The organism is Sinorhizobium sp. 8-89 (assembly GCF_030124325.1).
GTDB lineage: Bacteria > Pseudomonadota > Alphaproteobacteria > Rhizobiales > Rhizobiaceae > Sinorhizobium.
Map to the genome: position 1 here is coordinate 122,570 of NZ_JASKLR010000005.1, position 22,118 is coordinate 144,687.

At 62.5% G+C, this 22,118-nt stretch carries 24 protein-coding genes; 10 read left to right on the plus strand and 14 right to left on the minus strand.

The window, feature by feature from the left end; all coding sequences use genetic code 11:
• Positions 1–41: 41 nt before the first annotated feature.
• Positions 42–788, plus strand: coding sequence for a sulfite exporter TauE/SafE family protein (locus tag QN219_RS12865; protein ID WP_284000077.1), 747 nt, complete (start codon positions 42–44; stop codon positions 786–788).
• A gap of 89 nt (positions 789–877) precedes the next feature.
• Here the strand turns inward: QN219_RS12865 and trmD are convergent, their stop codons facing one another.
• From trmD to QN219_RS12900, 7 genes are all read right to left on the minus strand, one after another.
• Positions 878–1,579: a tRNA (guanosine(37)-N1)-methyltransferase TrmD gene (gene trmD / locus QN219_RS12870; protein WP_284000078.1), complete on the minus strand. Its 702-nt coding sequence runs from the start codon at positions 1,577–1,579 to the stop codon at positions 878–880.
• A gap of 10 nt (positions 1,580–1,589) precedes the next feature.
• Positions 1,590–2,153 (minus strand): ribosome maturation factor RimM, encoded by a 564-nt coding sequence (gene rimM / locus QN219_RS12875; RefSeq protein WP_284000079.1) that lies wholly within the window; start codon positions 2,151–2,153, stop codon positions 1,590–1,592.
• A gap of 110 nt (positions 2,154–2,263) precedes the next feature.
• Positions 2,264–2,638 carry a 30S ribosomal protein S16 gene (rpsP, locus tag QN219_RS12880; RefSeq protein WP_284000080.1) on the minus strand — a complete coding sequence of 125 codons (375 nt, stop codon included), beginning with the start codon at positions 2,636–2,638 and terminating at the stop codon, positions 2,264–2,266.
• Between the two features lie 38 nt (positions 2,639–2,676).
• A complete protein-coding gene (locus QN219_RS12885; RefSeq protein ID WP_173508728.1) occupies positions 2,677–3,012 on the minus strand; it encodes a chorismate mutase in 336 nt (111 codons plus the stop codon).
• 14 nt (positions 3,013–3,026) lie between these two features.
• A complete protein-coding gene (gene ffh, locus QN219_RS12890; protein ID WP_284000082.1) occupies positions 3,027–4,604 on the minus strand; it encodes a signal recognition particle protein in 1,578 nt (525 codons plus the stop codon).
• Between the two features lie 258 nt (positions 4,605–4,862).
• A complete protein-coding gene (locus QN219_RS12895) occupies positions 4,863–5,510 on the minus strand; it encodes a cysteine hydrolase (protein WP_284000083.1) in 648 nt (215 codons plus the stop codon).
• Positions 5,507–5,887 carry a MarR family transcriptional regulator gene (locus QN219_RS12900; RefSeq protein WP_284000084.1) on the minus strand — a complete coding sequence of 127 codons (381 nt, stop codon included), beginning with the start codon at positions 5,885–5,887 and terminating at the stop codon, positions 5,507–5,509. The genes QN219_RS12895 and QN219_RS12900 overlap by 4 nt, the downstream gene beginning before the upstream one ends.
• A gap of 215 nt (positions 5,888–6,102) precedes the next feature.
• On the opposite strand from QN219_RS12900, the gene QN219_RS12905 reads away from it, so the two are divergent.
• From QN219_RS12905 to QN219_RS12930, 6 genes are all read left to right on the plus strand, one after another.
• Positions 6,103–7,119 carry an MBL fold metallo-hydrolase gene (locus tag QN219_RS12905; protein ID WP_284000085.1) on the plus strand — a complete coding sequence of 339 codons (1,017 nt, stop codon included), beginning with the start codon at positions 6,103–6,105 and terminating at the stop codon, positions 7,117–7,119.
• Between the two features lie 93 nt (positions 7,120–7,212).
• Entirely contained in the window at positions 7,213–8,118 is a 906-nt protein-coding gene (gene dapF, locus QN219_RS12910; RefSeq protein WP_284000293.1) for a diaminopimelate epimerase, read from the plus strand.
• Positions 8,115–9,389 carry a tRNA (N(6)-L-threonylcarbamoyladenosine(37)-C(2))-methylthiotransferase MtaB gene (gene mtaB / locus QN219_RS12915; RefSeq protein ID WP_284000086.1) on the plus strand — a complete coding sequence of 425 codons (1,275 nt, stop codon included), beginning with the start codon at positions 8,115–8,117 and terminating at the stop codon, positions 9,387–9,389. Before dapF ends, mtaB begins: the two co-directional genes overlap by 4 nt.
• Before the next feature lie 15 nt (positions 9,390–9,404).
• On the plus strand, positions 9,405–11,186 hold the full coding sequence (gene ftsY / locus QN219_RS12920; protein ID WP_284000087.1) for a signal recognition particle-docking protein FtsY: 1,782 nt from the start codon (positions 9,405–9,407) through the stop codon (positions 11,184–11,186).
• Positions 11,187–11,455: 269 nt separating this feature from the next.
• Entirely contained in the window at positions 11,456–12,088 is a 633-nt protein-coding gene (locus QN219_RS12925; RefSeq protein ID WP_284000088.1) for a septation protein A, read from the plus strand.
• Positions 12,085–12,678, plus strand: a complete 594-nt coding sequence (locus QN219_RS12930) for a DUF2585 domain-containing protein (protein WP_284000089.1) — start codon at positions 12,085–12,087, stop codon at positions 12,676–12,678. The genes QN219_RS12925 and QN219_RS12930 overlap by 4 nt, the downstream gene beginning before the upstream one ends.
• 18 nt (positions 12,679–12,696) lie before the next feature.
• On the opposite strand, the gene QN219_RS12935 is transcribed toward QN219_RS12930, so the two are convergent.
• From QN219_RS12935 to ccmA, 5 genes are all read right to left on the minus strand, one after another.
• Positions 12,697–13,305 carry a DsbE family thiol:disulfide interchange protein gene (locus QN219_RS12935; protein ID WP_284000090.1) on the minus strand — a complete coding sequence of 203 codons (609 nt, stop codon included), beginning with the start codon at positions 13,303–13,305 and terminating at the stop codon, positions 12,697–12,699.
• Entirely contained in the window at positions 13,302–13,478 is a 177-nt protein-coding gene (gene ccmD, locus QN219_RS12940; RefSeq protein ID WP_284000091.1) for a heme exporter protein CcmD, read from the minus strand. Before ccmD ends, QN219_RS12935 begins: the two co-directional genes overlap by 4 nt.
• Positions 13,475–14,245 carry a heme ABC transporter permease gene (locus tag QN219_RS12945; RefSeq protein ID WP_284000092.1) on the minus strand — a complete coding sequence of 257 codons (771 nt, stop codon included), beginning with the start codon at positions 14,243–14,245 and terminating at the stop codon, positions 13,475–13,477. Before QN219_RS12945 ends, ccmD begins: the two co-directional genes overlap by 4 nt.
• A 154-nt stretch (positions 14,246–14,399) precedes the next feature.
• Complete coding sequence (gene ccmB / locus QN219_RS12950; protein ID WP_284000093.1) at positions 14,400–15,059, minus strand: heme exporter protein CcmB; 660 nt, start codon at positions 15,057–15,059, stop codon at positions 14,400–14,402.
• Complete coding sequence (gene ccmA, locus QN219_RS12955; protein WP_284000094.1) at positions 15,056–15,679, minus strand: heme ABC exporter ATP-binding protein CcmA; 624 nt, start codon at positions 15,677–15,679, stop codon at positions 15,056–15,058. Before ccmA ends, ccmB begins: the two co-directional genes overlap by 4 nt.
• 267 nt (positions 15,680–15,946) lie before the next feature.
• Between ccmA and acnA the strand changes: the two genes are divergently transcribed.
• From acnA to QN219_RS12970, 3 genes are all read left to right on the plus strand, one after another.
• Complete coding sequence (acnA, locus tag QN219_RS12960; RefSeq protein ID WP_284000095.1) at positions 15,947–18,637, plus strand: aconitate hydratase AcnA; 2,691 nt, start codon at positions 15,947–15,949, stop codon at positions 18,635–18,637.
• Positions 18,638–18,958: 321 nt separating this feature from the next.
• On the plus strand, positions 18,959–19,732 hold the full coding sequence (locus QN219_RS12965) for a thioredoxin family protein (RefSeq protein WP_284000096.1): 774 nt from the start codon (positions 18,959–18,961) through the stop codon (positions 19,730–19,732).
• A gap of 311 nt (positions 19,733–20,043) precedes the next feature.
• A complete protein-coding gene (locus QN219_RS12970) occupies positions 20,044–20,451 on the plus strand; it encodes a DUF2794 domain-containing protein (protein WP_284000098.1) in 408 nt (135 codons plus the stop codon).
• A gap of 115 nt (positions 20,452–20,566) precedes the next feature.
• Here QN219_RS12970 and QN219_RS12975 read toward each other — a convergent pair whose 3' ends face one another.
• Positions 20,567–21,127 (minus strand): N-acetyltransferase family protein, encoded by a 561-nt coding sequence (locus QN219_RS12975; RefSeq protein WP_284000099.1) that lies wholly within the window; start codon positions 21,125–21,127, stop codon positions 20,567–20,569.
• Between the two features lie 172 nt (positions 21,128–21,299).
• Positions 21,300–22,037 (minus strand): Bax inhibitor-1/YccA family protein, encoded by a 738-nt coding sequence (locus tag QN219_RS12980; RefSeq protein ID WP_173508710.1) that lies wholly within the window; start codon positions 22,035–22,037, stop codon positions 21,300–21,302.
• Positions 22,038–22,118 lie beyond the last annotated feature (81 nt).

Below are 22,118 nucleotides of genomic sequence, written 5' to 3' on the forward strand. Positions count from 1 at the left end.
GCCAGCGGCTATCCCGGTGTCCACGCGGTTCGGGGATAGCCATGACGATCGTCCAAGCTCTTCTGCTTTTTGTTTCGGGGTTCCTTTCCGGTGTCGTCAACGCCATCGCAGGCGGCGGCACCTTTCTGACCTTCGGCGCCATGACGCTTGGCGGGCTGCCGCCGATCGTTGCCAATGCCACCTCGTCGATCATCCAGTTTCCCGGCTACATCACCTCGGCGCTTGCCTATGCCAAGGAAATCCGCGCGGACCGGCGGAACGCAATCGTCCTTGGCATCATTTCGGCGATCGGCGGACTTGCGGGTGCGTTGCTCCTGCTTTCGCTCTCCAACCCGTCCTTCCGCGCGATGGTGCCCTGGTTGCTGATCGCCGCGACGGTGATCTTCGCGGCCGGCCCCCTGCTGAAACCCAAGGCGCGCAGCGACGAACACCGAATCGGGCCGCTCGGGATCGCCAGCCAGATGGTGACCTCCATCTATGGCGGTTTCTTTGGCGCCGGCATGGGCATCATGATGCTGGCGGTGCTGGGGCTCGCGACCGGCGGCGGCTACCATCGGCTGAATGCGCTGAAGAACTTCATCTCGATCGTCATTGCCGCGATCGCAATTGCTGTCTTTGCCGCAGGCGGGGTCGTCTCCTGGCTGCACGCAGCGATCATGGTTCCGGGTGCGGCCCTTGGCGGCTATTCGGGCGTCTGGGCGGCGCGCCGCGTTCCGCAGGCGATCATTCGGGCGCTCGTCGTCGCGGTCGGCCTGTTGCTCGCCGCCTATTATTTCTTCACCGGCTGACCGACGGCGCGCGCTCTACTGCATGTTTCCTCAAATCGGAGCCGATTTAAGGATAAAAACATGCAGCAATTCAGAGTGCTACAGCGTCCTTAGCGCGCCTTGTGAGACGCGCGGCGCTGTAGAAGATCCGGCCGGCGCTCCGCCGTCAATTTCCGGGCCTCGGCCTCGCGCCATTTGGCGATGGCGCCGTGGTTTCCCGAGGTGAGCACGGCCGGAATTTCATGGCCTTCGAAGACTTGTGGCCGCGTGTAATGCGGATGCTCGAGAAGGCCGTCCTCGAAACTTTCGTGCAGGCCCGACAATTCGTTGCCCATCACGCCGGGCAGGATGCGCACGACGGCATCGAGCAGCACGAGCGCCGCAGGCTCGCCGCCGGAGAGAATATAGTCGCCGATCGACACTTCCTCGAGATTGCGGCTGTCGATGACCCGCTGATCGACTCCCTCGAAACGGCCGCAGACAATGACGACGCCGGGACCGGCGGCGAGTTCCCGCACGCGATCCTGCGTCAACGGCCGACCACGCGGGCTCATCAGTAATCGCGGACGACCATCGGCAGCGGAAACCCCGTCGATCGCGCGCGCCAGCACGTCGGGCTTCAGCACCATGCCGGCGCCGCCGCCGGCCGGCGTGTCGTCGACGGTGCGGTGCTTGTCCTCGGCGAAATCGCGGATCTGCACGGCCTCGATCGACCATTGCCCGCGCTCCAGTGCTTTGCCGGCGAGCGAAACGCCAAGGTGTCCGGGAAACATTTCCGGATAGAGCGTCAGGACCGTCGCGCGAAAGGACATGCCGAACTGCTCACTTGCTCTTCTTCGGGAACGGATTGCCGGCGCCGTCATCCTTGGCGTCAAGAAGGCCGGCCGCAACCGGATCGACCAGCAGCCTGCCCGCCTCGAGATCAATTTCGAGTACCGACCATTCGGTAAAGGGGATCAGCACCGGCCGCCGGCCCGGCCCCTTCAGTTCCAGCAGGTCGCCGGCACCGAAGTCGAAGACGCCGGTTACCGAGCCGTAACTCCGGCCGGTTCCGTCAACCGCCTCCAACCCTTCGAGATCGGCGTAGAAGAACTCATCCTCGTCGAGATCGTCGTCGGGAAGATTGTCGCGTTCGATGAAAAGTTCGAGCCCGTTGAGGGCTTCGGCGGCAGTCCGGTCGTTGATGCCGCGAAAGCGCACTACGACCATGTTCTTGGCCTCGCGGATTTCGAGCACCTCGAAGACGCGGCCGTCCGCGCTGTGCAGGTTGCCGTAGTCGCCGAGCGCGGTCGGATCAGCGGTATAGGATTTTGCACGCACTTCGCCGCGCAGGCCCTGGGCCGCACCGATCGTCGCCACCAGGACTGGATTTTCAAGTTTGCTCATGGTCTGCATCCATTTCCGATTTCGGGGCGCGGTCCGGAATTCCGTGTGCACATAAAGCAAAACGGGCGGCATGAAAATGCCACCCGTTTGCCACACCGTTTTGACGGATATTATTCCGCGGCTGCTTCGGCAGCGGCTGCAGCCGCTTCTTCGGCGCGCTGCTTGGCTTCAGCGGCACGTTCCTGTGCCTTCTTGCCGGGCTGTGCCTTGTTCGGGTTGTTGCGGGCCGGGCGCTTGGCAAGACCAGCCTGGTCGAGGAAGCGCAGGACGCGGTCGGTCGGCTGCGCGCCCTGGGCGATCCAGTGGTTCACGCGGTCAGCGTCGAGCTCGACGCGCTTTTCGTCGTCCTTGCCGAGCATCGGGTTCCAGGAACCGAGCTTCTCGAGGAAGCGGCCGTCACGCGGGCTGCGCGCATCGGCGACAACGATCTGGTAGTAGGGGCGCTTCTTGGAACCACCACGGGCGAGACGAATTTTCAGTGCCATTTCAATTACTCCTTGCAGGCTTCTTTTGACCGCTTCTTTCAAGCGGAATGGGTTGCGCCGGCGTTGCTCGCGGGCTGCGAGCGATCGGCGGCGATGGCTTCATGATGCCGGATGACTTCCTTGATGATGAAGTTCAGGAACTTCTCGGCGAAATCCGGGTCCAGATTGGCATCCTTCGCCAGACGGCGGAGGCGTTCGATCTGGTATTCCTCGCGCGCCGGATCCGCCGGCGGCAATTGATGCTTGGCTTTCAGAACGCCGACCGCCTTGGTGCAGCGGAAACGTTCGGCCAGCATGTGGACGAGCGCGGCATCGATATTGTCGATCGATTGCCGGTAGCCCGCCAATTCCTCTCTGATCTCGGGATCAACCATTTGTCTCGCGATCCTCACTTCTTCTTGGGCAAGCCGGGAAGGCCGGGGAAACCGAGACCCGGAAGCTTTGCGCCGCCCAGGCCTGGCAGTCCTTGGCCGGGCAATCCGCCACCACCGACGCCAGGTAGACCGCCGCCAGGTTTTCCGAGGCCGGCAGCTTCCGCCTGCTTCTGCAGGGCTTCGAGCTGCTTCGGGTCGAGCTTCGAGAGATCCGGCATGGCGCCGCTGATGCCCCCAAGCCCCATCTTGTTGGCAAGACCGCCCATCATCTGCTTCATCATGCCGCCTTTGCCCTTGCCACCCATCATCTTCATCATGTCCGCCATCTGGCGGTGCATCTTCAGAAGCTTGTTGATGTCGGCGGCATCGGTGCCGGAGCCGCTGGCGATGCGCTTCTTGCGCGAATGCTTGAGGATATCCGGATTGGCGCGCTCGGCCTTGGTCATCGACGAGATGATGGCGAGCTGGCGCTTGAAAAGCTTGTCGTCGAGGCCGGCGGCGGCCATCTTGTCCTTCATGCCGGCCATGCCGGGCATCAGCCCCATGATGCCGCCCATGCCCCCCATCTTCTGCATTTGGCGGAGCTGATCGGCGAGGTCGTTCAGGTCGAACTTGCCCTTGGCCATTTTGGCGGCCATGGCGGCCGCCTTTTCGGTGTCGATGTTTTCCGCCGCCTTTTCGACCAGCGAAACGATATCGCCCATGCCGAGGATACGGTCGGCGACGCGGCGGGGATGGAACTCCTCGAGCTCATCCATCTTCTCGCCGACGCCGATGAGCTTGATCGGCTTGCCAGTGACGGCGCGCATCGACAGCGCCGCACCGCCTCGGCCGTCGCCGTCCATGCGGGTCAGCACGAGACCGGTGATGCCGACGCGGTCGTCGAAATTGCGTGCGAGATTGACCGCGTCCTGACCGGTCAGCGCATCGGCAACGAGCAGGATCTCGTGCGGATTGGACTTCCGCTTGATCTCCGCCATCTCGATCATCAACGGCTCGTCGATATGGGTACGGCCGGCCGTATCGAGGATGACGATGTCATGGCCGCCGAGCTTGGCCGCCTGGACGGCGCGCGCGGCAATGTCGGTCGGCGACTGACCGGCGATAATCGGCAGCGTATCGACGCCCGTCTGGACGCCAAGCTGGCGCAATTGCTCCTGCGCGGCCGGACGACGAGTATCGAGCGAAGCCATCAGGACCTTCTTCTTGTCCCGCGCCGTCAGCCGCTTGGCGATCTTGCCGGTCGTCGTCGTCTTGCCCGAGCCCTGCAGGCCGACCATCATGATGACGACCGGAGCGGGCGCGTTGAGGTCGATCGGCACGCCCTCGGAGCCGAGCATTGCGACAAGCTCGTCATGGACGATCTTGACGACCATCTGGCCGGGCTTGATCGACTTCAGGATTTCGGCGCCGACCGCCTTCTCGCGAACCTTTTCGGTGAAGGAACGTACGACATCGAGCGCGACGTCGGCTTCGAGCAGCGCACGGCGAACCTCCCGGAGCGCCGCGGAAACATCAGCTTCCGACAGGGCGCCGCGGCCGGTCAGTCCATTCAATATGGAACCAAGACGGTCCTGGAGGCTCTCGAACATTCTCTCTTCCTTCTGGTTTCCGGTTTTACCAATGGTTCAGCCGGAAACGTGGGTTCCCTCGCCCGGAAAACAAGGCACAAAGCCAAAAACCACCCGAGGGCGCAACGCGCTGTCGGATGTTGACCTCCGGGCTCTCTTTATACCTTTGCGGGGCCCGGTCGGCGGCTTCGAAGTCTTCACTTGCGAAGGAATTGGCCGCGATAAACAGGAAAGCGGGTGAAAAGTCAAGGATTGGCGGCAAATTCGCTGGAGGCCGCTTCAGGTGAGGACGGCACCCCGCCCTTCGAGCGCCTCGGAATGCTTGCGCCATTCACCCTCGTCACGACTCAATACGGCGTTTTCGAGGATCTCCACTCGGTAGCCGCGGTTGAGCGCGCCGTTGGCCGTGTTCTGGACGCAATAGCAACCATCGAGCCCTGTCAGCAGCAACGTGCCGACCCTGTTTGCGGCGAGGTAGCCCTCGAGCTCCGGCGACGAGAAGCTGTCGCTCACCGATTTCACCACCTCGAAATCCGGCGTCAGCGGCAACGAAAGACCGAGCCCCTTCGATCCCGGAATTCCCCGCCCCTCGCCAAACAGCCAGATCATCAGCCGGATGAGCGGAGCGCCATAGACATGACGGACGGCGATCACCGGGATTTCGGCTTCGCTCGCCTTGACGACGGCCGTGCTGATCATGGCAAGGCGCGCCTTCAGATAGGCCTCCTCCCAGCCGAACTTCCCGCCGACGGAGGTGAAATCCTTCTGCACGTCAATGACGAGCAGCGCCAGGTTCGGCCGCATGGAAATGTCGATGCGCTCGCCGGTGGTCGGCGTGTTCGCCCTCCGCAACTCATATCTCAAGCGCATGGTAAAGAGGGCGACAGCAAGGAGGATCGCCCCGACCACCGCCAGAACCCACATCATCCGCGTTCCTCCACACCCCATTGGCGTGCCAGTTCCTCGAACGCCGCATCGACGCGAGTCATCACCCGGAGAGCCACCACCACCTCCGTCTGGTTGATGTCGCCGAGAGCGGCATGCAGCAGTTCGAGTTCGCGCTGGTGGATCGCGTTGAACAACTCGCGGCCGGCGGGGGTTGGAGCGCAGAAATAGGCTCTGCGATGCTCGGGATTGGGCTTTTTCTCGATCAGGGCTTTCGCCAGGAGGCCGGCGGCCATGCGCTGGACGAACTGCCTCTTCATCGACAGCCGCCTTGCTGCTTCCGGCACCGTCAACGGCTCTCCGCAGAGCAATTCCAGCACGGCACGCTCGGCGACCGTAATTCCTGCCCCCTCAAGCATTCTCTCAACCGTCCTGTTGACGTTGCGATGGATGGGGCGAAGAAGTCTGATAGCCTTGTAAAGGCGTTCCTGTTTATCGAAGCGAACAAGCATCTGCGCATAATAGCAATCGAGTTGTCATCTTCAAGAATTTGTTAAGGGCCCTTGCCTCCGCCCTGTGATGAGGCGTCCGGCGCGCCTATCTTGTTTCATTGCAACGGCAGCCGAGGACGGCAATGAAGAAAGGTGGCAATCCCTATTACAGCGGGCCCGTTTCGGACCATTTCGACGGCGTTCGCTTCTTCAATCCCGGCGGCACCGCGCCGCGTGGCTTCGGCGATCTGCTGCGCTGGCAGCTCGGCGGCCGCCGGACAAGATGGCCGGGCCACTATGCCAGTCCGTTCCTTCAGGGGAGACCCGACCTCAATGTCGACGGCGACGGTCTGAGGGTAACCATGGTCGGGCACGCGACGCTCCTGATCCAGGTCGGCGGGTGGAACATCTTGACCGACCCGGTCTGGTCGCATCGCGCAAGCCCCTTCACCTTTGCCGGTCCACACCGGCGCAACGCGCCCGGCATTCTCATGGATGACCTGCCGCCGATCGATATCGTGCTCGTCACGCACAATCACTACGACCACCTCGACCTCGCCACGCTCACCGCATTGAACGCGGAACACGCGCCACGCATCGTGACGCCGCTCGGCAACGACACGATCATCCGGCGTTCGGTCCCGAACGCGGAAATATCCGTTGTCGACTGGGGCGACCGGGTCGAGGTGGAAGACGGGATCACCATCCACGCCGAGCCCTGCCATCACTGGTCGGCACGCCGCTCCGGCGACCGGCGCATGGCGCTATGGGCCGCCTTCGTGATCGAGACGCCGGCCGGCAAGATCTATCATGTCGGCGACACCGGCTTTCACGACGGCATCAACTATCGTGCCGCCCGCGCCAAGCACGGTTCATTCCGCCTCGCCAATCTGCCGTTCGGCTCCTACGAGCCGCGCTGGTTCATGGCGTCCCAGCACCAGAACCCGGAGGAGGCGGTCATGGGCATGATCGCCTGCGGCGCCGAGCACGTCGCCGGGCACCACTGGGGCACGTTCCGGCTGACCAACGAGGGGATCGAGGAGCCGCTGAAAGCCCTTGAGGCAGCGCTCGAAAAGGCCGGCATAGAACGGACGCGGTTCAGGGCATTGCGTCCCGGCGAGGTCTTCGACGTTCCCGCCGCCGCAAAGAGCGCCGAATAAAGCGGGCACTGGTAATTTCCGGGCTTTTCCGCCATATACAGCGCAAATGAAGGACGCCTCCCCGGAATTGGAGGCCAGTTGGACAATCGCGACATGGCCGACAGCGTGCAATTTGCCAGGATGAACGGGCTTGGAAACAAGATCCTGGTCGTTGACATGCGCGGCCGGAAGGATCGCGTGACGCCTGAAGCCGCCATTGCGCTCAATGCCGATCCGGCCACGGAATTCGATCAGATCATGGCGATCCACGATCCCAAGGCCGCCGGCACCGATGCCTGGATCGAGATCATCAATTCCGACGGATCGATGGCGCAGGCTTGCGGCAACGGCACCCGTTGCGTCGTCCAGGCGCTCGCGGCCGAAACCGGCAAGAAGGCCTTCCTCTTCCATACGGTCGCCGGCCTGCTCGAAGCGAAGGAGCATGACGACGGCACGATCTCGGTCGACATGGGAAGCCCACGTTTTGGCTGGAACGAAATCCCGCTCTCGGAGGAATTCCACGACACCCGCCGGATCGAACTGCAGATCGGGCCGATCGACGATCCTGTCCTGCATTCGCCTTCCGTTGCCTCGATGGGCAACCCGCATGCGATCTTCTGGGTCGAGAACGACGTCTGGTCCTATGAACTCGATCGCTTCGGGCCGCTGCTCGAAAATCATCCGATGTTCCCCGAGCGCGCCAACATCTCGATCGCCCGCGTCCGTTCGCCTCAGGAAATGGATCTCAGGACCTGGGAGCGTGGCACGGGGCTGACGCTTGCCTGCGGCTCGGCCGCCTGTGCCGCCACCGTCAGCGGTGTCCGGACTGGCCGGACGGAGCGGACGGTGACTGTGAACGTTCCGGGCGGGCCGCTCCTCATCGAATGGCGCGAGCGGGACGATCACGTGATCATGACCGGACCGGCCGAGTGGGAATGGTCGGGCACCGTCGATCCAGCCTCCGGCGCCTTTCAGCGCGACGGCGCTCCGGCTGGCGACAGCGGAGCACAGGCACTTTGAGCGGCGTCGAGGTCATAACCTTCGGCTGCCGCCTCAACACCTATGAATCGGAAGTGATGCGGGCCGAAGCCGAGAAGGCGGGGCTGAACAACGCCATTCTCGTCAACACCTGCGCCGTAACCGGCGAGGCCGTGCGCCAGGCGCGCCAGGCGATCCGCCGTGCACGGCGCGACAACCCGCACGCCCGCATCATTGTCACCGGCTGCGCCGCCCAGACGGAGAAGGAAACCTTTGCCGAAATGGCCGAGGTGGATGCAGTGCTCGGCAACGAGGAAAAGCTAAAGAGCGCCTCCTATCGCTCGCTACCGGATTTCGGCGTCTCAGCGGAAGAAAAGCTCCGCGTCAACGACATAATGAGCGTCACGGAAACCGCGCCCCAGATGGTGAAGCATATAGACGGGCACGTGCGCGCCTTCATCCAGGTGCAGAACGGCTGCGACCATCGCTGCACCTTCTGCATTATTCCTTTCGGCCGCGGCAATTCCCGCTCGGTACCAATGGGCGCGGTCGTCGAACAGGCGCGCCGGCTTGTCGAAGGCGGCTATCGCGAGATCGTGCTGACCGGCGTCGACGCGACGAGCTATGGCGCCGATCTACCGGGAACGCCGACGCTCGGGCTGCTTGCCAAGACGCTGTTGAAACAGGTGCCGGACATCCTGCGCCTGCGCCTCTCCTCGATCGACAGCATCGAGGCCGATCGGCATCTCCTCGATCTGATCGCTGACGAGCCGCGCTTCATGCCGCATCTGCATCTTTCGCTCCAGCACGGCGACGACCTCATTCTGAAGCGCATGAAGCGGCGGCATTCGGGTGCCGATGCCCGCGCCTTCTGTGATCAGGTGCGGCGCCTAAGGCCCGAGATCAGCTTCGGCGCCGACATGATCGCCGGTTTTCCGACCGAGACCGAGGCGATGTTCGAGAATGCCGCGCGCCTCGCGGCGGACTGCGGCATAGCCCACCTGCACGTCTTTCCTTACAGCGCTCGCCCCGGCACGCCGGCCGCACGGATGCCGCAGGTCGATCGGGCGCTCGTCAAGGAGCGCGCCGCCCGTCTCCGCGCGAAGGGCGCCGAGCTTCACGCCGCGCACCTTGACCGAATGGTTGGCGGCGAGCAGTCGATCCTGGTCGAGATGAACGGGCTCGCGCACACGGAAAACTTCACGCTCGTCGATGCAGCCGGCCTCGAGCCGCGGTCGCTCATTAACGTCACGATCACCGGGCACAATGGCAAGCACCTGACGATGCAGCGAAAACAGCTGGCTGCGGCCTGACACGCGGATATTCCCATGGCAATCGGTTTCATCAAGAAGATCTTCTCCTTCGGCAAGGACGCCGTCGAGGAGAAACCTGTACCGCCGCAGGAGACGCCGGAGGCGACTATCGCTGAGGCAGTGACGCCCCCTTCTGTCCCTTCGGAAGATCTCTCCGACGAGCCGCGGGCGGTCGAGGCTACCGCAGAGGACGACCGTGGCGCGATCGAGGAGGCCCGCGCAGCGGCGATTACGCCCTCGACCGAGAGCGCCCCGGATGAGGTCGATGCGCGTAGCGAAGCGGTCGAGGCAAACACGGAGACCGTTGCCGACGAGAGCGTTGCGATAGAAGACGAGAGCGCGCCTCCTCCGATCTCCCCCCCTGTGGGGGAGATGCCCGGCAGTGCAGAGTGGAGTGACGCCGCTTCCGAGCCCACCGTTGCGCTCGATGATGAGGCCAAGGTCGCCACACCCCCCTCTGTCCCTTCGGGACATCTCCCCCGCAAGGGGGGAGATCAGGGGGAGACCGAGGCAACCACAAAGGACGACCGCACCGCCCCGCGAAACGAGTCGATCGGCAGAGACAATCTCGCCGCCTCGACCGCGACCGAGGATGCCAAGCGCCAAGAGCCCGAGGCAAACGCCGACACCGCTGGCGACGAAAGCGTGCATCCTCCAATCTCCCCCCTTGGGGGGGAGATGCCCGGCAGGGCAGAGGGGGGTAAACCCCTCTCCGACGGCGCCGCGCCTCGCGAGGACGCCGCGACACCCCACTCTGTTCCTTCGGGACATCTCCCCGAAAGGGAGGGGGATCAAATCACAGCCGCACCGGCTCTCCCAAAAGGCTTCGCCGTCTTCGACCAGCGTCCAAGGGAAGAAGCAGCCGCACTCCAGCCGAAGCTTAACTGGTACCAGCGCCTGCGCCGTGGCCTTGCGCGCACCTCGTCACAGCTGACCGGCCAGATCACCAGCCTCTTCACCAAGAGGAAGCTCGACGAGGCGACGCTGCAGGATCTCGAAGACCTGCTGATCCAGGCTGACCTTGGCGTCGAGACCGCGATGCGCATTACCGACACGCTCGCCTCCGAGCGCTACGGCAAGGATGTCTCCGGCGAGGACGTGTCGCGCATCATGGCCGGAGAAATCACCAAGGTGCTGGCGCCGGTCGCCAAACCGCTCGAGCTCGATCTCAGCCACAAGCCGCACGTGATTCTCGTCGTCGGCGTCAACGGCACCGGCAAGACCACGACGATCGGCAAGCTCGCAGCAAAGCTCTCCGGCGCGGGCCTGAAGGTGATGCTTGCGGCCGGCGACACGTTCCGCGCCGCAGCCATCGAGCAATTGAAGATCTGGGCCGAACGGACGAAATCCGACATCGTCTCCTCGAAGCTTGGCGCCGACGCCGCCGGGCTTGCCTATGAGGCGTTCCAGCTCGCGCGCGAAAAGAAGTCGGATGTGCTGATCATCGACACGGCCGGGCGGCTGCAGAACAAAACCGAGCTGATGGCGGAACTCGAAAAGATCGTGCGCGTTCTCGGCAAGCTCGATCCCGACGCGCCGCACACGGTCCTGCAGACGCTCGACGCGACGACCGGCCAGAATGCGCTCCAGCAGGTCGAGATCTTCCGCAACGTCGCAGGCGTCAGCGGTCTCATCATGACCAAGCTCGACGGCACCGCGCGCGGCGGCATCCTCGTGGCGATTTCCGCAAAGCACAAGTTGCCGGTCTATTTCATCGGTGTCGGCGAAGGCGTCGACGATCTCGAACCCTTCGAGGCAAAGGATTTCGCCGAAGCAATCGCCGGCGTCGCCGCCTGAGGACGGCGATGGCCCTACAAGGAACGTTTGGACGCCGGCGGCCGCGCTGATATGGTTTTGCCGCAATGCTGGTGTTATGAGCGGTCAGAGCGAGGCGAGGAAAGCGTGAAGCGGTTTTCCGCCCGCGCCCCACTCTACAGCGCCGCCCGTCTTATCAGACGCGCAAGGGACGCTGTAACACTTTGAATTGCTGCATGTTTCCTTAAATCGGATACGATTTAAGGAAACATGCAGTAGCAAGATGAGAGATGCACGAACAGGATCCGCAAATGTCGACATTCGAGGCCGCCAAGCCGCGGAGAGAAGTAGGTCCGCTCCTGAAACTGGTGCTGGAGCTCGGACCTCTCATGGTCTTCTTCTTCGCCAATTCGCGCGGCGACTGGTTGGCGCGGGAATTCCCCGCCCTTTCGCAACTCGGCGGCCCGATCTTCGTTGCCACCGGCCTGTTCATGGCGGCAACGGCGACAGCGCTCGTCGCTTCCTGGATGCTGACCCGAACACTGCCGATGATGCCGCTCGTTTCCGGGATCGTCGTCTTCGTGTTCGGCGCGCTGACGCTCTGGCTGCAGAATGACACGTTCATCAAGATGAAGCCGACGATCGTCAACACGCTCTTCGGCGCGATCCTGCTCGGCGGCCTTCTCTTTGGCAAGTCGCTGCTCGGCTACGTCTTTCACGCCGCCTTCAAGCTGGACGACGACGGCTGGCGGAAGCTGACGATCCGCTGGGGCCTCTTCTTCCTGTTCCTCGCGGTCTTGAACGAGATCGTCTGGCGCTCCTTCTCGACCGATTTCTGGGTCGCCTTCAAGGTCTGGGGAACGATGCCGATCACCATTCTCTTCACCCTCGCCCAGATGCCGCTGATCATGAAGCATTCGCTCGAACAGGATAGCGCCGAGTGACGATCGCAGCCGGGACCGACGACAACAGACAACGCTGGGCCCGGTTCTGGCTGATGGCCTGCCTTGGCGTGGTGGTCGTCCAGATATTGACGCAGTATTTCATGGGTCGGCTGTGGATCTGCGAGTGCGGCTACATCAAGTTCTGGGAGGGCGTGGTCAAGTCCAGCGGAAACTCACAGCACATTACCGACTGGTACACGCCGTCCCACATCATCCACGGTTTCCTCTTCTACGGCCTCGGACACCTGGCTCTGCGCGGCAAACCGCTGAGCGCGCGCCTGCTTCTCGCGACCGTGATCGAATCCGCCTGGGAAATTGCCGAGAACACGCCGATGGTGATCAACCGCTACCGTTCGGCGACGATCTCGCTCGACTATTTCGGCGACAGCATCCTGAATTCCACCATGGACACACTGGCCATGGCAACAGGCTTCCTGCTCGCCTCACGGCTGCCGGTCGCTGTAACAGTTGCAATCGCGATCGTCCTCGAACTCTTCACCGCCTGGACGGTGCGCGACAATCTCACCTTGAACGTGCTGATGCTCGTCTGGCCGCTCGACGCGGTGAAGGGCTGGCAGGCTGGCCTTTGACCTCAGTGATTTCGCCGCTTACGAGCCGGCGAGCGCCTTCTCGATCGCCGGCATCAGCCCTTCCTTGAGGCTGCGTTCGTCAAAAGGACCGACACGCTTGTAGAGAATCGTGCCGTCGGCGCCGACGAGATAGGATTCCGGGATGCCGTAGACGCCCCAGTCGATCGCGGCCTTGCCGCGCGGATCGACGCCGATCGCCGAGAACGGATTGCCGAGCTCGCCCAGGAAACGCAGCGCGTTTTCGTTCTGATCCTTGTAGTTGATGCCGACGACCAGAAACCTTGGGTCCTTGGAGAGCTCGAGGATGATCGGGTGCTCCTGCCGGCAGGGCACGCACCAGGAGGCCCAGATATTGACGAGCGTCAGCCTGCCCTTGATCACCGCATCGCTGAGCGCCGGCATCGGCTGGCCCGCTAGCGTCGCGCCTTCAAGCGGCGGCAGATCGAGCTTCGGCGCCTTCGTGCCGATCAGCGCCGAGGGGATTTCGCTGACATTCTTGCCGGAATTCAGCTGGCTCCAGAAGATCAGCGCCAGCGCCGCGAAGATGATGAGCGGCAGCGCTGCGAACACGAAGCGCAAGGCGCCGGGTTTCCGCTCGTCCGGCTGGGGCGCGTGGGTGCTGCTCATCGGCCGGCCCCGCCAGAGGCGTCCGCCGAGCGGCGTCGGATGCCGGCCGCCTCGAGTTCCTTCAACTCACGCCGACGGGCGCGGCCATCGCCGATGACCCAGAACACGAGCCCCGCCACCGTAGCGGCGGCGACGGCATAGCTCGCAAGGACATAGGCGGCATGGCTCATCATAGTCCCTGTGCCTCCCGGCCGGCATTGCGCACCGCCTGACGGCGGAGCGACGTTACCCGGCGGCGCCAGATCTCGTTGCGCATTGCCGCGATGTGCAGAGTGAAGAACAGAAGCGTAAAGGCGACCGCCATGACCAGAAGCGGCCACAAGAACTCGGGATCGATGGTCGGCCCGTCGAGGCGCAACACGCTCGCCGGCTGATGCAGCGTGTTCCACCACTCGACGGAAAACTTGATGATCGGGATGTTGACGAAGCCGACCAGCACGAGAACAGCGGAGACGCGAGCCGAGCGGGCAGGATCGTCCATGGCGCGATTGAGCGCGATCAGCCCGAGATACATGAGGAAGAGCACGAAGACCGAAGTCAGCCGCGCATCCCAAACCCACCAGGCCCCCCACATCGGCTTGCCCCAGAGCGAACCGGTGACGAGCGCGAGAAAGGTGAAGCAGGCGCCGATCGGTGCGGCGGCCTTGGCGGAAACGTCGGCCAGCGGATGGCGCCAGACGAGCGTGCCGAGCGCGGAAATCGCCATCACCGTGTAGCACATCATCGACAGCCAGGCCGCCGGCACGTGCACATACATGATGCGCACCGTCTCGCCCTGCTGATAGTCGCCCTCGGTCGTAAAGGAAAGCCAGAGGCCAACGGCGAAGAACAGGACGGTGGCGGCGGCAAACCAGAACAGAACACGATCCGCCAGCGCCAGAAACCGGGTCGGATTGGCGAGATCGCTGAATTTGCGTATGGCCAAGCTGTTTTCGCTCATGTCGGCTCTTTAACGCGGAAGCATCTCTTCCGCAATTGACCCTGGTCAATCACGTTAACGCATGTCCCGCAAAGTGCGCAGTGGTCTTGGGACGACGACATGCAATAACCAAAACGCAAAGCGTATTGCTTCAGTTCATTTAACCGTAACGCTCTCAATCGGCCGAGTGCCTGAGCGCGGCGGCTGCGGCGACCGGACCGATTACTGCGAAGAACAGGGTTATCGCCATCAATATCATGAAAGGCGGCAGAAACGGGGCGGGATCCTCGATCGCCGCATAGACCGCGCTGACGCCGAAGATCAGCACGGGAACGGCAAGCGGCAGAACGAGGATCGAGACGAGCAGCCCGCCTCGCGGCAGGGCGACAGCGACCGCGGCACCAACAGCGCCGATGAGGGTGATGGCCGGCGTGCCGGCAAGAAGCGTGAGCATCGTCGCGCCGATCGCGAGCTCGTTCATGTTCATGAAGAGCCCGAGCAGCGGCGAGGCAATGACAAGCGGGAGCCCCGTCGCCGCCCAATGGGCGGCGCATTTGACGAACACCGTCATGAGCAGCGGCGTCTCCTGCATCAGCAAGAGATCGAGCGATCCGTCTTCACGCTCCGCCTGGAAAAGACGGTCGAGACCGAGCAGCGAGGCGAGCAACGCCCCGATCCAGAGCATCGCCGGACCGATGCGCGACAAGAGATTGAGATCCGGCCCGACCCCGAAGGGCACGACGGCAACGACGGTCATGAAGAACAGAACGCCGATCATTGCGCCGCCGCCTGCACGCACCGAGAGCTTGAGGTCGCGAAGGAAGAGGGCGATCAAAGTGTGAACCCCTTCATCTGCAGGCCCTGCGTCGACCCCAGCCCCAGAGGCTGATGGGTGGCGGCAATGACGATACCGCCGCGTTCGAGATGACCCGTCACGAGCCCGGCGAACAGCCTGTCCGCCCCCGCATCGAGCGCTGCGGTCGGCTCGTCGAGCAGCCAGATCGGCCTATGCGCGACGAGAAGCTTGGCCATGGCCATGCGCCGCTGCTGTCCGGCCGAAAGATAGCCGAATGGCAGGTGCGTGATGCCGGCAAGGCCTACGGCTCCTGCCGCAGCGGCGATATCGACGCCGAAGCCTCCCGGCGAATCACCCATGAATCGCTGCCAGAAGGAAAGATTTTCCCGGACGGTCAGCTCGCGCTTCATCGCGTTGCGGTGGCCGAGATAGTGGCTGAGCTCGCGTGGGTGGTCGAATTCCGCCGGTCCTTCCTCGATCCTGAGCCTGCCCGATTCGGCCTGCAAAAGACCTGCCAGAACCCTGAGCAGGGTCGACTTGCCGGAGCCGTTCGGGCCCGTCACCACAAGGGCCTCTCCCTCTCCGAGGGAAAAGGAAATATCGTTAAAAATCAGGTCCTCGCCGCGCCTTGCACTCAAACCTTCAGCCAGCAGGCGCATGTATTTTCAGCTTCCTTGACGCTCTTTGCCGCACAGCAAAAAAAGTTCCGATTGAACCTTGGTTGGTCTGGCACCATCTGGAGAAATTATCTATAACGCGGCCAACACGCCAGCGGTCGGCGTGAATTTCATCCAAGCGCCGAACATGGAATGACATTCCACGTACGGACAGCGGAAATGGCCGCACCCGCATCCCAATTCGCGCTTCCTGCGCTCGGGCGTTCGTACGTCAGTTTTTGGCGATCAGACGGAACGGGGTATTATCCAGTGTCCAAATCCCTCGACAGCTTCAAATGTCGCTCCACGCTCACCGTGAACGGTGTGGATTATGTTTACTACAGCCTGCCGAAGGCGGAAGCGAACGGCCTTGCCGGCGTTTCGAAGCTTCCCTATTCGATGAAGGTGCTGCTGGAAAACCTGCTGCGCAATGAGGATGACCGCTCGGTCACCAAGAAGGACATCGAGAACGTCGCCGCCTGGCTGAGTGACAAGGGCACCGCGGAAAATGAAATCGCGTATCGTCCGGCACGCGTGCTGATGCAGGACTTCACCGGCGTCCCGGCTGTTGTCGACCTCGCGGCAATGCGCGACGCCATGGTCTCGCTCGGCGGCGACGCGGAGAAGATCAACCCGCTCGTTCCCGTCGACCTCGTCATCGACCACTCGGTCATCGTCGACGAATTCGGTACGCCGCAGGCCTTTGCCCGCAACGTCGAACTGGAATATCAGCGCAACGGTGAGCGCTATCGCTTCCTGAAATGGGGCCAGCAGGCTTTCAAGAACTTCCGCGTCGTGCCGCCCGGCACCGGCATCTGTCACCAGGTGAATCTCGAATATCTCGGCCAGACCGTCTGGACCCGTGAAGAGGACGGCGAAATCACCGCCTATCCGGACACCTGCGTCGGCACCGACAGCCACACCACGATGATCAACGGCCTCGGCGTGCTCGGCTGGGGTGTCGGCGGCATCGAAGCCGAAGCGGCAATGCTCGGCCAGCCGGTCTCGATGCTGCTGCCGGAAGTCATTGGCTTCAAGCTGACGGGCAAGTTAAAGGAAGGTGTCACCGCGACCGACCTGGTGCTGACGGTCGTCCAGATGCTGCGCAAGAAAGGCGTGGTCTCGAAGTTCGTCGAATTCTTCGGCCCCGGCCTCGACAACATGACGCTTGCTGACCGCGCGACGATCGGCAACATGGGTCCGGAATACGGCGCGACGTGCGGCTTCTTCCCGGTCGATGCCGAAACGATCAACTATCTCACCATGTCTGGCCGTGAAGAGCAGCGCATCGCGCTGGTCGAAGCCTATTCCAAGACACAGGGCATGTGGCGTGAGGGCGACGGGTCCGAGCTCGTCTTTACCGACACGTTGGAACTCGACCTTGGCGACGTCGTTCCGTCGATGGCCGGCCCCAAGCGTCCGGAAGGCCGCATTGCGCTGGAAAACATCGCATCCGGCTTCGCAACCGCGCTCGAAGGCGATTACAAGAAGCCCGGCCAGCTTTCCCACCGTTACGCTGTCGAAGGCACGGATTTCGATCTTGGCCATGGCGACGTCGCGATCGCGGCGATCACCTCCTGCACAAACACCTCGAACCCGTCGGTGCTGATCGCGGCCGGCCTGCTCGCCCGCAACGCCGTCGCCAAGGGCCTGAAGACGAAGCCTTGGGTCAAGACGTCGCTCGCACCGGGATCGCAGGTCGTCGGTGAATATCTGGCGAAGTCCGGCCTGCAGGCCGACCTCGACAAGCTCGGCTTCAACCTCGTCGGCTTCGGCTGCACCACCTGCATCGGCAACTCCGGTCCGCTGCCGGGCCCGATCTCCAAGACAATCAACGACAAGGGCCTGATTGTCGCCGGCGTTCTCTCCGGCAACCGCAACTTCGAAGGCCGCATCTCGCCGGACGTCCAGGCGAACTACCTCGCCTCACCGCCGCTCGTCGTCGCCTATGCTCTCGCCGGCACGGTCCAGAAGGACCTGACCAGCGAGCCGATCGGCGAAGACAAGGACGGCAAGCCGGTCTATCTCAAGGACATCTGGCCGACTTCGCAGGAGATCCAGGACTTCATCTTCAAATACGTCACCCGCGAACTCTACGCGACGAAATATGCGGACGTGTTCAAGGGCGACGCCAACTGGCAGGCGGTTCAGGTTCCGGCCGGGCAGACCTATGCCTGGGACGAAGCTTCCACCTATGTCCAGAACCCGCCTTACTTCGTCGGCATGGGCAAGACAGGCGCCGGGATTTCCGACATCAAGGGCGCTCGCGTCCTCGGCCTCTTCGGCGACAAGATCACCACCGACCACATTTCTCCGGCCGGCTCGATCAAGGCCGCGTCTCCGGCAGGCTCGTACCTGCTCGGCCATGGCGTGACCGTTGCCGACTTCAACCAGTACGGCACCCGCCGCGGCAATCATGAAGTGATGATGCGCGGCACCTTCGCCAACATCCGCATCCGCAACCACATGCTCGGCCCGAACGGCAAGGAAGGTGGCTACACCATTCACTATCCGTCGAAGGAAGAGATGTCGATCTACGATGCGGCCATGATGTACAAGGAAGAGGGCGTTCCGCTCGTCATCTTCGCCGGGGTCGAATACGGCAACGGTTCGTCGCGCGACTGGGCGGCCAAGGGCACCAACCTGCTCGGCGTCAAGGCCGTGATCGCCCAGTCCTTCGAGCGCATTCACCGCTCGAACCTCGTCGGCATGGGCGTCATCCCCTTTGTCTTCGAAGAAGGCATGACCTGGGAGTCGCTGGGCTTGAAGGGCGATGAAGTCGTGACGATCGACAACCTCGCCAATGTTCAGCCGCGCGAAAAGCGGGTGGCGCGGATCACCTATGGTGACCGCTCGGTCAAGGAAGTTCCGCTGATCTGCCGCATCGACACGCTTGACGAGGTCACCTACGTCAACAACGGCGGCATCCTGCAGACGGTTCTGCGAGACCTCGCAGCCTGAGCCCGCAGGGCGGGATGAGGGTGTGCGGTTTTCCGCCCGCATCCCGCTCTAGCCTATTCTCACGGCTACTGCATGTTTCCTTAGATCCTAGTCGGTTTAGGGACAAAAACATGCAGTACTTCAAGGCGCTACAGCGTCCTTTGAGCGTCGGATAAGACGCGCGGTGATCTAGAGAGCCGGGACATCGAGTGATGTCCCGGCTTTTCACGTCCCCGTATCGGTAAGCGGCGAAATACTCACTCCAACGTGACTTTCCGTTGAAGAACGGCCGTCGTATGTATGATTTCCCGCATTCGAGCCTGCCGACCAAGAAGTGACGCCATGACATCCGCCTGCAAAACGACCATTCGGCGTCTCGCCCTGACGATAGCGTTTCTGGGGGCAGGCTGCGGGGTGGTGGCTGCGGATGATGGAAAGGCAATCAAGGGTGTCGTCGAACTCTTCACCAGCCAGGGCTGTTCGTCCTGCCCGCCCGCGGATGCCGCGCTGAAGAAGCTTGTCGACGAGGGTGACGTCGTCGCGCTCGCCTATCACGTCGACTACTGGAACTATCTCGGCTGGGCCGACACGCTCGCTTCCAAGGAAAATACCGAACGGCAATATGCCTATGCGCGCATGCTCGGCCGCAACGGCGTCTATACGCCGCAAGCAGTCCTCAACGGGCGCGATCATCTCAACGGCGCCAATCTACAGGCGATCAGGAGCCGGCTCGACGCGATGAACACCGACGGCCGGGGACTGGCCGTTCCGGTCGACGCCGCGATCGCCGCCGATGAAATCTCGATCAAGATCGGTGCCGGCGAAGGCAAGGCAAATGTCGTCGTCGTCTATTTCGACCGGGCCAAGGTGGTCGATGTGGAGAAGGGTGAAAACAGTGGCAAGCAGATCGCCTACTGGCATGCCGTGCGCGACGTACAGACGATCGGCATGTGGGACGGCAAGCCTGCCGAATTCAGATTGCCCGCTTCCGTCCTGATCGAGGGACGCGGCAATAGCGGCTGCGCCATTCTGCTGCAATCGATGAAGGATGCGGATACCCCGGGAGCCATCGTCGGAGCAGCCGCCGTTCTTGCCGGCCCGCAGGGCAAGCTTTGAACACGGGGATTTTCTGAGAGGGGGGGTGGTTCGGCCCGGCAGCATCGAGGGGCTGGGGCTGAGGGTTCGAAGTTACCGGACCGAACCGGTCATGTCTGCGTTCGTAATCTCCCGCAGCATGACGACCTGTCCGGACATACGGTGGCAACGACTCTGTCCGGCAGCGGTCGGAGTTTTGCCGTGAATTGGGGCGGCGATTTGACTGAATTGCGGCAAGGACAAGAATTGCCGGTATTGTTCAACAGCTTCCGTCTTGCTTTTCAGTTCGTGTCAGGCACACTGTCGTGGTTCTGTCACATCAGAAGGCCGGAATGCCGATGACCGATGAACCGGATTTGCCGCAAGGCGAAACGCGTCGCCAGAGCCAGACCACGTCGGAAGTAGTTGACTTCCACGAGTACAAGAACGCCAGAAATCCCCCTCCCGTTACATTTCATCGCCGCGAGTTGGACCAGATTTTGCGACTCTATGGCCGCATGGTCGGCGAAGGCGAATGGCGCGACTATGCGATCGACCACACGAGGGATCGAGCTGTTTTCTCAGTGTTCAAGCGATCGGGGGAAACGCCGCTTTACCGGATCGAGAAAAATCCGAAGCTTGCGGCAAAACAGGGTGCCTATAGTGTGCTCAATGCCCATGGCACGATATTGAAGCGTGGCCATGAGCTTGCCCAGGTGCTCAAGGTGTTCGACAAGGTGCTGAAGCTCGTCGAGACCTGAGACGCTTCTCCGAAGCCAGCGCGGTACAATGACGGAAAAGCCTCCGTTTGCCCGCAACTCCAGCGCGGGATGAGGAAAAGTGCGCGCGGTTTTCCGCCGCCCTCTTCGCTCATGTCTAGGACCGGTAGAGCGTATCCGGATAGACGCCTTCGGCCGGATCGGTGGCCGTTCCTTCGCCGAGCGCGAGCTGCATGATGGCCGTGTCGAGCCACCGGCCGTGCTTGAAGCCGGTCGCCTTCATCAATCCCTGGTGCTCGAAGCCGAGAGCCCGATGCAGCGCGATCGATGACGGATGCGCGCCGCCGATCACCGCCACCATCTGGCGGAAACCAAGCGCCGTGCATCGTCTGACCAGTTCCGCGAGCAGGGCCCTGCCGACGCCTTTGCCACGGGCCTCCGGCGCAAGATAGATGGAGTCCTCCACTAGGAACCGATAGGCCGTCCGCGTGCGGAATGCGGAAGCATAGGCGTAGCCGATGATCGCTCTTCCGTGATCTTCCTGTGCCACGATGTAGGGATAGCCGTTGCCGGTAATCGTCGAAAAGCGCATTGCCATCTCCGCCTCGGAGGGCGGCGTTATCTCGTAAGTCGCGACGCCGTTCAAAACGGACTCGCGATAGATCTCGGTAATTGCTGGAAGATCGGCAGCGACGGCGTCGCGGAGCGTGACAGGCATGGACTTCGCAGTGTTAGGACTATGCGACCAATCGCATGGATCGGGCGAGGCGATCAAGGCTGTTCGGGCTGCAGGTTCATTAGAACGGTTTACGGTTCAAAGCGTCACAGCTGAGCGCGATAGCAAACAAAAAAAGGCGGCCGAAGCCGCCTTTTCCGTGAATGCGCATGCACTACTCGTTCTTGTTGCCAAGGAACTGCAGCAGGAACATGAACAGGTTGATGAAGTCGAGATAGAGCGTCAGCGCGCCCATGATGGCCTTGCGGCCAGCAACCGCGACGTCATCGGCCTCGAAATACATTTCCTTGATCTTCTGCGTGTCATAGGCGGTCAGGCCTGCGAAGATCAGCACGCCGATCACCGAGATCGCGAAGCCGAGCGCCGAAGACGCCAGGAAGATGTTGACGATCGACGCGATGATCAGGCCGAAGAGGCCCATGATCAGGAACGTGCCGAAGCCCGACAGATCCTTCTTCGTCGTGTAGCCGTAGAGCGACAGGGCGCCGAAGGAGGCGGCCGTGACGAAGAACGTCTGCACGATGCTCTGGCCGGTGAAGACCAGGAAGATCGAGGACAGCGAAAGCCCCATCAAGGCGGCGTAGATCCAGAACGTCGTCTGCGCTGCGGAGACGCTCATCGAATTGATGCGGAAGCTCATGAAGAATACCAGCGCCAGCGGCGCCAGCATTACGACCCACTTCAAGGGCGAAGCGTAGATGAGCTGGGCGAATGCCGGATTGGAGACGGCAAGCGCATAGGTGCCGTAAGCTGCTACACCTGTGATCGCCAGCCCGAGAGCCATCAGGTTGTAGACCTTCAGCATGTAAGCGCGAAGGCCCTCGTCGATCACGGCACCCGCCTGAGCGCCGGCGGGCGACATTCGGGTTTGGTAGTTTCTCAGATCAGCCATTGTTTCCTCATTTAAGCCCCGGTTGAATTGACGGTGTCGGGCGACAAGTGAAGTGTTTGTCCTTCAAGCGCCCAGGCGCCG

Coding starts and splice junctions, on each gene's coding strand:
- QN219_RS12865 (WP_284000077.1), top strand. CDS start 42: ATGACGATCGTCCAAGCTCTTCTGCTTTTTGTTTCGGGGTTCCTTTCC.
- trmD (WP_284000078.1), bottom strand. CDS start 1,579: ATGTCCTTTCGCGCGACGGTCCTGACGCTCTATCCGGAAATGTTTCCC.
- rimM (WP_284000079.1), bottom strand. CDS start 2,153: ATGAGCAAACTTGAAAATCCAGTCCTGGTGGCGACGATCGGTGCGGCC.
- rpsP (WP_284000080.1), bottom strand. CDS start 2,638: ATGGCACTGAAAATTCGTCTCGCCCGTGGTGGTTCCAAGAAGCGCCCC.
- QN219_RS12885 (WP_173508728.1), bottom strand. CDS start 3,012: ATGGTTGATCCCGAGATCAGAGAGGAATTGGCGGGCTACCGGCAATCG.
- ffh (WP_284000082.1), bottom strand. CDS start 4,604: ATGTTCGAGAGCCTCCAGGACCGTCTTGGTTCCATATTGAATGGACTG.
- QN219_RS12895 (WP_284000083.1), bottom strand. CDS start 5,510: ATGATGTGGGTTCTGGCGGTGGTCGGGGCGATCCTCCTTGCTGTCGCC.
- QN219_RS12900 (WP_284000084.1), bottom strand. CDS start 5,887: ATGCTTGAGGGGGCAGGAATTACGGTCGCCGAGCGTGCCGTGCTGGAA.
- QN219_RS12905 (WP_284000085.1), top strand. CDS start 6,103: ATGAAGAAAGGTGGCAATCCCTATTACAGCGGGCCCGTTTCGGACCAT.
- dapF (WP_284000293.1), top strand. CDS start 7,213: ATGGCCGACAGCGTGCAATTTGCCAGGATGAACGGGCTTGGAAACAAG.
- ftsY (WP_284000087.1), top strand. CDS start 9,405: ATGGCAATCGGTTTCATCAAGAAGATCTTCTCCTTCGGCAAGGACGCC.
- QN219_RS12925 (WP_284000088.1), top strand. CDS start 11,456: ATGTCGACATTCGAGGCCGCCAAGCCGCGGAGAGAAGTAGGTCCGCTC.
- QN219_RS12935 (WP_284000090.1), bottom strand. CDS start 13,305: ATGAGCAGCACCCACGCGCCCCAGCCGGACGAGCGGAAACCCGGCGCC.
- ccmD (WP_284000091.1), bottom strand. CDS start 13,478: ATGATGAGCCATGCCGCCTATGTCCTTGCGAGCTATGCCGTCGCCGCC.
- QN219_RS12945 (WP_284000092.1), bottom strand. CDS start 14,245: ATGAGCGAAAACAGCTTGGCCATACGCAAATTCAGCGATCTCGCCAAT.
- ccmA (WP_284000094.1), bottom strand. CDS start 15,679: ATGCGCCTGCTGGCTGAAGGTTTGAGTGCAAGGCGCGGCGAGGACCTG.
- QN219_RS12965 (WP_284000096.1), top strand. CDS start 18,959: ATGACATCCGCCTGCAAAACGACCATTCGGCGTCTCGCCCTGACGATA.
- QN219_RS12970 (WP_284000098.1), top strand. CDS start 20,044: ATGCCGATGACCGATGAACCGGATTTGCCGCAAGGCGAAACGCGTCGC.
- QN219_RS12975 (WP_284000099.1), bottom strand. CDS start 21,127: ATGCCTGTCACGCTCCGCGACGCCGTCGCTGCCGATCTTCCAGCAATT.
- QN219_RS12980 (WP_173508710.1), bottom strand. CDS start 22,037: ATGGCTGATCTGAGAAACTACCAAACCCGAATGTCGCCCGCCGGCGCT.